Annotated in this window: 9 protein-coding genes and 1 tRNA gene; 6 read left to right on the forward strand and 4 right to left on the reverse strand. The window is 72.3% G+C overall.

Translation table 11 applies throughout. The annotated features are described in order from the left end of the window. From RIF68_RS14980 to RIF68_RS14990, 3 genes are all read right to left on the reverse strand, one after another. On the reverse strand, window positions 1-949 hold a 949-nt coding region (locus tag RIF68_RS14980), incomplete at its 3' end, for a Stp1/IreP family PP2C-type Ser/Thr phosphatase (protein ID WP_309051733.1). Between the two features lie 45 nt (window positions 950-994). Continuing rightward, window positions 995-1,516, reverse strand: a complete 522-nt coding sequence (locus tag RIF68_RS14985) for an FHA domain-containing protein (RefSeq protein WP_309051734.1) — start codon at window positions 1,514-1,516, stop codon at window positions 995-997. A gap of 10 nt (window positions 1,517-1,526) precedes the next feature. Then, window positions 1,527-2,348, reverse strand: a complete 822-nt coding sequence (locus tag RIF68_RS14990; protein ID WP_309051735.1) for a DUF3662 and FHA domain-containing protein — start codon at window positions 2,346-2,348, stop codon at window positions 1,527-1,529. Window positions 2,349-2,935: 587 nt separating this feature from the next. Here RIF68_RS14990 and RIF68_RS14995 point away from each other — a divergent pair. The 3 genes from RIF68_RS14995 to RIF68_RS15005 all read left to right on the forward strand — a co-directional run bounded on the left by RIF68_RS14995 (window position 2,936) and on the right by RIF68_RS15005 (window position 5,705). Continuing rightward, window positions 2,936-3,022 (forward strand) — tRNA-Leu (locus RIF68_RS14995). Between the two features lie 200 nt (window positions 3,023-3,222). Then, window positions 3,223-5,001: a histidine kinase gene (locus tag RIF68_RS15000; RefSeq protein WP_309051736.1), complete on the forward strand. Its 1,779-nt coding sequence runs from the start codon at window positions 3,223-3,225 to the stop codon at window positions 4,999-5,001. 44 nt (window positions 5,002-5,045) lie between these two features. Next, window positions 5,046-5,705: a response regulator transcription factor gene (locus tag RIF68_RS15005; RefSeq protein ID WP_309051737.1), complete on the forward strand. Its 660-nt coding sequence runs from the start codon at window positions 5,046-5,048 to the stop codon at window positions 5,703-5,705. A 95-nt stretch (window positions 5,706-5,800) separates the two neighbouring features. Here the strand turns inward: RIF68_RS15005 and RIF68_RS15010 are convergent, their stop codons facing one another. Next, window positions 5,801-6,274 (reverse strand): MarR family winged helix-turn-helix transcriptional regulator, encoded by a 474-nt coding sequence (locus RIF68_RS15010; RefSeq protein ID WP_309051738.1) that lies wholly within the window; start codon window positions 6,272-6,274, stop codon window positions 5,801-5,803. A gap of 85 nt (window positions 6,275-6,359) precedes the next feature. Here RIF68_RS15010 and RIF68_RS15015 point away from each other — a divergent pair, with 85 nt between their 5' ends. From RIF68_RS15015 to RIF68_RS15025, 3 genes are all read left to right on the forward strand, one after another. Continuing rightward, window positions 6,360-7,490 (forward strand): hypothetical protein, encoded by a 1,131-nt coding sequence (locus RIF68_RS15015; protein ID WP_309051739.1) that lies wholly within the window; start codon window positions 6,360-6,362, stop codon window positions 7,488-7,490. A gap of 135 nt (window positions 7,491-7,625) precedes the next feature. After that, entirely contained in the window at window positions 7,626-9,074 is a 1,449-nt protein-coding gene (locus RIF68_RS15020) for a DUF2252 domain-containing protein (RefSeq protein WP_309051740.1), read from the forward strand. A gap of 259 nt (window positions 9,075-9,333) precedes the next feature. Next, window positions 9,334-10,197, forward strand: a complete 864-nt coding sequence (locus RIF68_RS15025) for a hypothetical protein (protein ID WP_375165702.1) — start codon at window positions 9,334-9,336, stop codon at window positions 10,195-10,197. Window positions 10,198-10,398 lie beyond the last annotated feature (201 nt).

Consider the following 10,398-nt stretch of genomic DNA (forward strand, 5'->3'; position numbering starts at 1 on the left):
GCGGGCCGAAGCCGCCGGCCGGCGGCTGGTGGTGCGGGGCGGGGCGGCCGAGCCCGGAGGCGCGGCCGGCCGGGGTCTGCATGGCGCCGCCGTCGCTCAGCTGCGCCTGGTTCTCGGCGACCGCGCCCACGACGACCGGGGTGTCGCTGAGGTGGCCGGCGAGGGTGTCCCCGCCGTCGACGTCGAGGACGTCGGCGACGATCACCGTGATGTTGTCCGGGCCGCCGCCGCGCAGCGCGAGCTGGATCAGCTCCTGCACGGTCTCCTGCGGGCCCTGGTAGCTGGCGAGGGTGTCCTCGAGGGTCTGGTGCGAGACCACGCCGGACAGGCCGTCGGAGCAGATCAGGTAGCGGTCACCGGCACGCACCTCGCGGATGGAGAGGTCGGGTTCGACGTGGTCGCCGCTGCCCAGGGCGCGCATCAGCAGCGAGCGCTGCGGGTGCGTGGTGGCCTCTTCCTCCGTGATGCGGCCCTCGTCGACGAGGCGCTGCACCCACGTGTGGTCCTGCGTGATCTGGGTGAGGATGCCGTCGCGCAGCAGGTAGGCGCGCGAGTCACCGACGTGGACGAGGCCGAGGCGCTGGCCCGTCCACAGCAGGGCGGTGAGCGTGGTGCCCATGCCCTCCAGCTGCGGGTCCTCCTCGACCATCATCCGCAGCTGGTCGTTGGCGCGCTGCACCGCCGTACCGAGCGAGGTGAGGATGTCGGAGCCGGGGATGTCGTCGTCGAGGGTGACGAGGGTGGAGATCACCTCGGAGGAGGCGACCTCACCGGCGGCCTGGCCGCCCATGCCGTCGGCGATGGCGAGCAGCCGGGGACCGGCGTAACCCGAGTCCTCGTTGCCCTCGCGGATCATGCCCTTGTGCGAGCCCGCGGCGAAACGCAGGGACAGACTCATGCCCACCTGCCCTGTCGACGCTGCATCGGGGTAAGGCCGGTCTCGACCCACACTGCCCACCCTCCGGTCGCTCCGGTCAGCTCGCTCATTGTCGTACTACTTCCGCAGCTCGATGACGGTCTTGCCGATGCGGATCGGCGCGCCCAGCGGAATCGGTGTGGGTGTGGTGAGGCGGGTCCGGTCGAGGTAGGTGCCGTTCGTGGACCCGAGGTCCTCGACGATCCACTGGCCGTCCCGGTCCGGGTAGATCCTGGCGTGCCGGCTGGACGCGTAGTCGTCGTCCAGCACGATCGTCGAATCGTGGGCCCGGCCCAGGGTGATCGTCTGCCCCTGGAGGGCGACGGTGGTACCGGTGAGGGTGCCCTCGGAGACGACCAGCTTCGTCGGGGCGCCACGGCGCTGCCGGCCGCCCCCGCTCTGCTGGCCGCGCTGCTGCGGTGGTGCGGCGGCCGCCTGGCGCCCGCTCTGCTGCGGCCGGGCCTCCTGGCGGCGCGAACCCCGCTGGGTGACGCGCGTACCGAAGAGGTCGCTACGGATGACCTGGACGGCCACGATGACGAACAGCCACAGAACGGCCAGGAAACCCAGCCGCATGACCGTCAGGGTCAGCTCTGACATTGCCCCCGCTTCACCCTTCGGCTTGCCGGTAAACGATGGTGGTGCTGCCCACGACGATCCGCGAGCCGTCGCGGAGCGTAGCGCGGGTGGTGTGCTGCCCGTCCACCACGATGCCGTTGGTGGATCCGAGATCCTGGATCGTCGAGGGCGTTCCGGTCCGGATCTCGCAGTGCCGGCGGGAGACGCCGGGATCGTCGATCCTCACGTCCGCGTCGGTGCTGCGGCCGAGGACCAGGGTCGGGCGGGAGATCTGGTGGCGTGTGCCGTTGATCTCGATCCAGCGGCGCACCTGACCGCCCGCGCCGGGACCCGGCCCGGGCACGCCGGGGCCGCCCACGGGTCGGGCGGGGGCGCCGGGAGGCGGGGTGGCGGGCATGGGCGGGGCGCCGGCCGGGGGGTACCCGTAACCGCCGCGGCCCTGCTGGGCACCGGCGGCGGGCGGCTGCGGCTGTGACGTACTCGACGCGAGCGTACGGCTGCGGACCCGGTAGAGACCGGTGTCGAGGTCGTCGGCCTTCTCCAGGTGGACCTTGATCGGGCCCATGAAGGTGTACCGCTGCTGCTTGGCGTAGTCCCTGACCAGGCCGGCGAGCTCGTCGCCGAGCTGGCCCGAGTACGGGCTGAGGCGCTCGTAGTCCGGCGCGCTCAGCTCGACGATGAAGTCGTTCGGGACGACGGTCCGCTCGCGGTTCCAGATCGTCGCGTTGTTGTCGCACTCGCGCTGGAGCGCGCCGGCGATCTCGACGGGCTGGACCTCGGACTTGAAGACCTTGGCGAAGGTGCCGTTGACCAGACCTTCGAGACGCTGCTCGAAACGCTTCAGGACTCCCATGGGGCACCTCCTCCGTCGTTGTCGTCCTGGTACTGCTTACTGATCGTATCCACGCGTCGGGAAATCGGCTGGTTCCCCTTCTCTGCCCTGTGGACGAGTGTCACCTCTCACAGACCTTTCCCCCGGATCGTAGAGGTGGCCTGTGGACAGTGTCCCGCACCCCGCTGTGGGACAAGAAGGGGCGGAGGGTGCGGACCCTCACAGGTCGCCCCGGCGTTCTTCCCGCTTCCGTGTTCCGCGTGGCCGTTCGCCTCCTCGTGGCGCCTGCGTGCCCGTCTTCCCGCCCGCTTCCTGTTCGTGTCTTCTCCGCCCGTGCCCTCGGCAGGCTCCGCCGGCCCGCGCGTCGTGCCGCGTCCCTGTCGCCGCCCGTTCGTCGTCCCGTCGTCGTGCCCGCCCGCGCCTCCTCCCCCTTTCGCCGTCCCCCCGGGTCACCGGCTCCCGTTCGTCCGGCCGCTCCCCCTCTCTCCTTGTTCTCCCCGAGCGGGAGCGAAACAAGGGATGTGAATCCACGGTCACCGACGTGCTAATCTTCAGATGTCGCCAGGCGCTCCCACCGAAAAGGTGAGAGGGCAGGGAGACCACCCAATGCGCGGGTGGCGGAATAGGCAGACGCGCTGGATTCAGGTTCCAGTGCCCGAAAGGGCGTGGGGGTTCAACTCCCCCCTCGCGCACCAGACGGAAGCCCCGTAGGTCATCGACCTACGGGGCTTCCGCGTTGTCCGGGTCGTGTGACGCTTCCCACTGCGGTCTCCGGCCGGCCTCCTGCTGTCCCGGCGGACGGCGGAGGCGCCGCCCGCCGGATCACGACCTTCGTCGTGGGCGGCCGAGACGAAAGAGGGACGCCCGGGCCCCGCCCGCTGCCTAGGGTGCGAGCGTGGACGCAAAGGTGAAGTCGGGTACGGGGGGCGCGATCGGAGCCAGGATCGCGGCCTGGTGGAACTGGTTCGCGCTGCCCGGGCAGTGGTCGCGGCGCAGAACCGTCGGAGAGCTGGCGCTCGCTCTCGTCGTGGCGCTGCTCGCCGCCGGCTCCGAGGAGCTCATGGGCGGCGAGGGATGGCGCCTCGTGCTGAACGCGCTGGCCGCGGCCGTTCTCTGTCTGGTGCGGCGGAGATTCCCGGCGAGCGTCCTCGTGATCACGTCCGCGCTCGCGCCCTTCCTCCTCGGCCTGTGGGCACTCCTGATGGTCGTCGGCTGGTCGTCCGGCCGGTTCATCATCGGTATCGGGCGCGCGCTGAACGCCTTCCTCGCCGGTTTCGTGCTCAACGTCGCCGGCACCCTCGTGGAGACCTGGGACCAGCAGCGGCTGCTCACGGTCGCCTTCATGTCGACGCTGTACTACCTGGCGACCGCCCTGGGGCCGGGGCTCGCCCACCGGTACTGGACGCAGCGGCGGACCCTGCTGCACGCGCTCCAGGACCGGAACGCCCAGCTGCTGCGCGAGCGGACGATGATCGCCTGGCACGCGCGGCTGCGTGAGCGGCAGCGGATCGCCCAGGACATGCACGACAGCCTCGGACACCAGCTGGCCCTGATCGCCGTGCACACCGGTGCCCTGGAGGTGGACCGGGAGCTGGGTGAGCGCCAGCGGGAGGTGGTCGGCGTCCTGAGGACGGCGTCGGTGACGGCGATGCGCGAGCTGCGCGAGGTCGTCGGGATACTCCGGGACGGTGTCGCGGCGGAGGACGTCGCCGCCGGGGCCGCCCCGGGCAGCGCGGGGGACGAGACGGGGAAGGCGGCCCGTGGCATCGCCGGCATAGCGGGGCTCGTGGACGCGGCCAAGGCCGCCGGGACCTCCGTGGAACTGCGCCGGGTCGGCGAGGAGCGGCCGCTGGAGCCGGCCGCCGACCACGCCGCGTACAGGATCGTCCAGGAGGCGCTGACCAACGCCTACAAGTACGCGCCGGGGGCGCCGATCGGGGTCGAACTCCGCTACGAGCCGGACACGTTCGTCGTGGAGGTCTTCAACGAGGAGCCGGTGGACGGACCGCCGCAGGACGTGGTGAGCGGCGGGCAGGGGCTCACCGGTCTCGCCGAACGGGCCCGTCTGGTGGGCGGCATGTGCCACGCGGGGCCGGCCGACGGCGGCGGCTTCCGGGTGGCCGGGATGCTGCCCTACGGGGCGGCGCCGATCGGTGAAGCAGCGCCTTTGGTCGACGCGGAGGACGACTTCCGGCAGCAGTCGCCGCGGCCCCTGGTCGGCGATGGTCGTGCGGTCGCGGTCGGAGAGGCCGACTGGACGGTCACGGAACGGGAGCTGGCGATGGCGTTGCGCGGGGGCAGGAGCAGAGGCGGCGGGATCGCGCTCGGGTGCGGGATAGCGGTGGCGGCGCTCGTCGTCCTGCTGGTGGCGGCCGGCTTCGGCCTGTACTTCCTGATGGGCTCGATGAAGGAGGGCATGATCGAGCCGAGGCAGTACGAGGCGGTGCGGGTCGGCATGGCGGAGAAGGACGTGCGCGGGCAGCTGCCCTCGGGCGACACGATAGCCACGGTGGGCCTGGAGAAGGGCGGCCCCGAGCGGCCCGCGGGGGCCAGCTGTCTGGTGCTGCTGTCCACGGAGACGGGGGACTCGTTCGACGAGGAGCCGGTTTTCCGGTTCTGCTTCAAGGACGGCAAGCTGATCGAGAAGAAGTCGTACGTGGTCACGCAGCGGTAGTGCTGCTTCGCCCGTACGGGAGCGGGGGGGGGGGGGGAGTGGCAGTGGCAGGGCAGCCCATCAGGGTCGTGATCGCCGACGACGAGCCGCTGATCAGGGCGGGGATCCGGATGATCCTCATCTCCGATCCCGGTATCCGGGTGGTGGCGGAGGCGGCGAACGGCCGGGAAGCGGTCGAGCAGGCCAGAGCGCACGCGGCCGATGTCGTACTGCTGGACATCCAGATGCCGGTGCTCGACGGTCTGTCCGCCTTGCCCGAGCTGCGCAGGGCGGTCCCGGCGGCGCGGGTCATCGTCCTGACGACCTTCGGCGAGCGGGAGAACGTGCTGCGGGCCCTGGAGCACGGGGGTGCCGGGTTCCTGCTGAAGGACACGGCGCCGGCGGAGCTGATCGGCGCCGTCCGGGCCGCGGCGGCGGGGGACGCCTACCTCTCCCCGGCGGCGACACGGCACGTGGTGGAGCGGCTCGCGACCAGCCGGGAATCGGCGCGCGCGGAGGAGGCACGCCGAAGGGTGGCCGCGCTCAGCGAGAAGGAACGCGAGGTGCTCGCCCTGCTCGGTGAGGGCCTGTCCAACGCGGACGCGGGAAAGCGGCTCCACATGAGCGAGGGCACGGTGAAGACGTACGTGAGCCGCATCCTCGCCAAGCTGGACTGCGAGAACCGCGTCCGTGCGGCCCTGCTCGCGCGCGACGCCGGGCTCTGACGGGGGCGGCGGCCGCCCGGGCCGCCCTGCCGTGGACCCCGGCCGTGGCGCGGGCAGCGGCCGGGGACTCGGCCGTTCGGTGACGGTCCCGCGGATCAGGCCGAGGGGGCGTCGGGGAGGTCGGCCGTTCCCGCGGCGTTGTACCGGAGGAGGTACGCGGCGAACCGGTCCAGGTCTTCGGCCGACCAGTCCGCGAGGCGCTCCTGGTAGGCGGCACGGCGGTTCGCCTGGGCCGTGGCGAGGACCTTGCTGCCCGCTTCGGTGGGGTGCAGCACCTGCACGCGGTGGTCGTCGGGGGCGGGGCGGCGTTCGACCAGGCCGAGTTTTTCCAGACCGGCCAGCTGGCGGCTGACCGTGGACTTGTCCAGGAGGTAGTGGGCCGCGAGATCCGTGGCACGGCAGCCGCGACGCTCCTCGATGTGGGCGAGGAGGGTGTACGAGACCAGGGGGATCTCGGGATGGACGCGGGCCGCTGCGGCGCGGGCCCGGCGCGCGAAGGCCGTCAGTTCGCGCTGGATGACGTCCACGGACGCGTCGCGGACGTCCTGTGTGCCGTCGTCGTCGCTCATGATGCGCTCCCTCGCCGTCCGGCGTTCGCCTTCTCCACCGCGTCAGTTGTATAGTACAACGGTTCGTTAGTTGTAAAAGCCAACCATGGAGGTCTCGGTGACCGCAGGACCGAACACCACCACCGGCGCGTTGCGGCATGTCCTCGGGCATCTGCTCACCCCTCTGCTGATGTGCCTCGGCATGGGCCTCGCCTACCTCGGCGCCTTCCACGCCCCCGAGCCCCACGACCTCCGGGTCGACGTGGTCGGCTCCGGCCCCAGCGCCCAGGTCCTCGCGCAGACGCTCCACGACAAGGGAGCCGGCGCCCTCGACGTCCGGACCGTCGCCGACCGGGCGACCGCCGTCACCGATCTCCGGCAGCAGGACAGCTTCGGCGCCTACATCCCCGGCCCCCACCCCGAGCTCCTCGTGGCGTCGGCGTCCTCCGACACCAGCGCCATGGCCGTCGAGAAGGTCTTCACCAAGGTCGCCGCCGGCCAGGACGCCCCACTCAAGGTCACCGACGTGGCCCCCGTCGCCTCCGGCGACCCCACCGGGCAGGGCGTCTTCTTCCTCCTCGTCGCGCTCAGCATCGGCGCCTACGCCTCCGTCGCCGTCATCGGCGGGGCCGGAGCCGTCCTCCCCCTGAAGATCCGGACCGCTCTCGCCGCCGTGACGTCCCTGGTCGTCAGCCTCATCGGCACCCTCTTCGCCGGCCCCGTCTTCCACCTCGTCGACCACGGGCTCGGCGGAGTCTGGGCGATGTCCTGGCTGTACGCGGCGGGCATCCTGTTCGTCGGCGTCGGCCTCCACACCTTCCTGCGCCGCTGGACCACCCTCGGCGTGATGGTCCTCTTCGTGATGCTCAACTTCACGAGCTCCGGCGGCATCTACCGGCCCGAACTCCAGCCCGGCTTCTTCGCCTCCCTGCACGCCTTCTGGAACGGCGCCGGCTTCATCGAAGGCGTCCGCAGCCACGTCTACTTCGACGGACACGCCCTCGGCGGACACGTCCTCGTCCTCGTCCTGTGGCTCCTCGCCGGTGCCGCGCTCCTCACTCTCGCCGGCCTCGCCGAGACCCGCCGCAGGAACACGCTTCCGGCTCCGCCCGCCGGAACGGAAGGCCGCACGGAGAACCCGGAGGAGGCCCCGGAGAAGGCGTCTGCGGGCGCCCCCGCACAGGACCGGGAGGCGGCCGAGGCCGAGGAGGAGATGGAGGAGGCCGTGGCCGTCTGACCGGCGCCCAGACGAGCCCACGAGTTGTCCACAGGGCGTTGTCCACAGGGGGAGACGGCCGATCGGATCCGGCGGTACGGTCGGGCCGAACGAGGGTCGCCATCGTGGCGCACATCGCAACGGGGGAGGACGTCCATGGACGACATCACGGCCGTCGTGCCGGTACAACCTGGTACGGGTGAGGGCCGAGTGCCGCACGTGCCGGGATTCGCCCGCCGCGCGGACATCGACTGCGGCGACTCCGCCAAGGACCGGGGCAAGCAGCTCCGCGCCCGCGTCCCGCGTTCCGCGCACCGGCGGCTGACCCTCACGGCCGACCGCCCCGACGCCCTCCGCGCCGTCGAGGAGTCCAGCCGCGGCCGGGTGCCGGAACTGGCACCGATCCGGGTCGGCAGGATGGCGGCGAGCCCCTTCGCCTTCCTCCGCGGATCCGCCGGTCTGATGGCCCACGACCTCGCCGGATCACCCACCACCGGCATAGCGGCCCAGATATGCGGCGACGCGCACGCGGCCAACTTCGGCCTCTACGGCGACGCCCGCGGACGTCTCGTCATGGACCTCAACGACTTCGACGAGACCGTCGTCGGCCCCTGGGAATGGGACCTGAAGCGGCTCGCCACCTCCCTGGTCCTCGCCGGGCGTGAAGTGGGAGCGGACGAGGCCACCTGCCAGGCCGCCGCCTTCGACACCGTCGGCGCGTACCGGCGCACCATGCGCCTCCTCGCCCGGCTGCCCGCCCTCGACGCCTGGAACGCGATCGCCGACGAGGAACTCGTCTCCCACACCGACGCCCGCGACCTCCTCGGCACCCTGGAGCGGGTCTCCATGAAGGCCCGCAACAACACCAGCGCCCGGTTCGCCGCCCGCGCCACCGAAGCCGTCGGATGCGAGGAAGGCGGCGGCCGGAGGTTCGTCGACGCACCGCCGGTGCTCCGCAGGGTCCCCGACGCCGAGGCGGCGCTCGTGGCCGCCTCCCTCGGCCCCTACCTGGAGACCGTCTCCGAGGACCGCCGACCGCTGCTCGCGCGGTACGCCGTCCACGACGTCGCCTTCCGGGTCGTCGGCACCGGCAGCGTCGGCACCCGCTCCTATGTGGTGCTGCTCCTCGACCACCGGGGCGAAGCCCTGGTCCTCCAGGTGAAGGAGGCCCGTCCGTCGGCCCTGCTGCCGCACCTGCCGTCCGCCGGCTTCACCGTCACGGACACCGGCCACGAGGGGCGACGGGTCGTCCTCGGGCAGAAGCGCATGCAGGTCGTCAGCGACATGCTCCTCGGCTGGACGACGGTCGAGGGACGGCCCTACCAGGTGAGGCAGTTCCGCAACCGCAAGGGCAGCGTCGACCCCGCCGCCCTCACCGCCGACCAGCTCGACGACTACGGGCGCATGACCGGGGCCCTGCTCGCCCGGGCACACGCCCACAGCGCCGACCCGCGCCTCATGGCCGGCTACTGCGGCAAGAACGAGGAGCTGGACGAAGCCGTCACCGCCTTCGCCGTCGCCTACGCCGACCGCACCACGGCCGACCACGCCGACCTGGTCACCGCCGTCACCAGCGGCCGCATAGCCGCCGAACGCGGCGTCTGACACCGACGGGGCACCACCAGCGCCGAGCGGGCGCTAGGGACCCGGCGACCGGCTACGCCACGGGGCCCGGCGGCCCGCCGCCCGGTACTCCGCCGACGTGCCCGACCGGAACAACAGGGCGGCACGCGCCACGGAACGCGCGGCTCACCGGGAGCGGGATCCCGGCGGCGGCGCCGTGCTGCCCGCGAAGGGGGACAGGGGGTGGGGAGGGGAGGGGGAGGGAGGGGGGAGGGGCCCCGGAGGACCGTAGGCTGGAGGGGTGACGAGCCGGAGCGAGGACGTGGACGTGGACCAGGCCGAGGACGCCGGCGCGAGCGCGGGCACGGGCACGGGTGGTGAGCCCGGGGCCGAGCGGCCCGAGGCGCGCCTCGAGAACGCCGTGCGGGTGGCCGAGCAGGCCCTCATCGAGTTCGAGATCGCCGTCGAGACGTTCCGCATCGAGGTGGACAACTTCTCGCGGCTCCACCACCAGCGGCTCGGCCCCATGTACGCGCGGCTCGACGAGCTCGACGCACAGATCGCCGAAGCCCGCGCCGCCCGCACCGGCGACCCGGAGGACCTGCGGCGGGCCCAGGAGGCCCGGGCCGCGGTCATGCCGATGCCCGGTGTGGAGGAACTCTTCAACGACTGGCTCGACTCCGACGGGCTCACCCCCGAGGCCGCGGCGATGCTCACCGACCGGCCCGTGCAGCCGCCCAAGCGCGTACGGCCCACCGAAGAGGCCCGCAAGCTCTACCGCGAGCTGGCCCGCAAGGCCCACCCGGACCTCGCCCGCGAGGAGGACGAACGCAAGCGCCGCGAGGAGTTCATCACCCGCGTGAACGCCGCGTACGCCCGCGGTGACGAGGCGCTGCTCCGGGAACTCTCCGCCGAGTGGGAGGCCGGGCCCGCGCCCGCCGCCGACCGGCTCAGCGAGAGCGAGGAACTGTACGCGCGCCTGGAATGGCTCGCCCAGCGCAAGGACCTGCTGTCCGCCGTCGCCCGGGAACTGGAGGAGAGCGCCATCGGCGCGATGCTCCGCATGGCGCCCGACGACCCGGACCGGCTTCTGGAGGAGATCGCCGAGCAGCTTCTCGCCCAGGTCGCCGAGCGTGAGGCCGAGCTGGCGGCGCTGGTGCAGTAGGTTTTCGGGGCCGAGCCGCACCGGCGGCCCGAGCAGCACGAGCAGGATGAGCAGGACGAGAGAGAAGGCCAGTCCCATGAACTTCACCCCGCTGCCCACCGTGGACGCGGCGTCCGTACCCGACGACGGTCTGGTGCTGGACGTCCGCGAGGACATGCATGACGCGTTCCATTTCCTGCTCGCGGCCAATCACAGGGTCCA

The sequence above is a fragment of the Streptomyces sp. genome, assembly GCF_031178505.1.
Taxonomy (GTDB): Bacteria; Actinomycetota; Actinomycetes; order Streptomycetales; family Streptomycetaceae; genus Streptomyces; species Streptomyces gulbargensis.

Bases quoted from the DNA above. Each gene is read 5' to 3' on its own strand.
- RIF68_RS15020 (WP_309051740.1), top strand. From the start codon at position 7,626: ATGGACGACATCACGGCCGTCGTGCCGGTACAACCTGGTACGGGTGAG.
- RIF68_RS14985 (WP_309051734.1), bottom strand. From the start codon at position 1,516: ATGTCAGAGCTGACCCTGACGGTCATGCGGCTGGGTTTCCTGGCCGTT.
- RIF68_RS15015 (WP_309051739.1), top strand. From the start codon at position 6,360: ATGGAGGTCTCGGTGACCGCAGGACCGAACACCACCACCGGCGCGTTG.
- RIF68_RS15010 (WP_309051738.1), bottom strand. From the start codon at position 6,274: ATGAGCGACGACGACGGCACACAGGACGTCCGCGACGCGTCCGTGGAC.
- RIF68_RS14990 (WP_309051735.1), bottom strand. From the start codon at position 2,348: ATGGGAGTCCTGAAGCGTTTCGAGCAGCGTCTCGAAGGTCTGGTCAAC.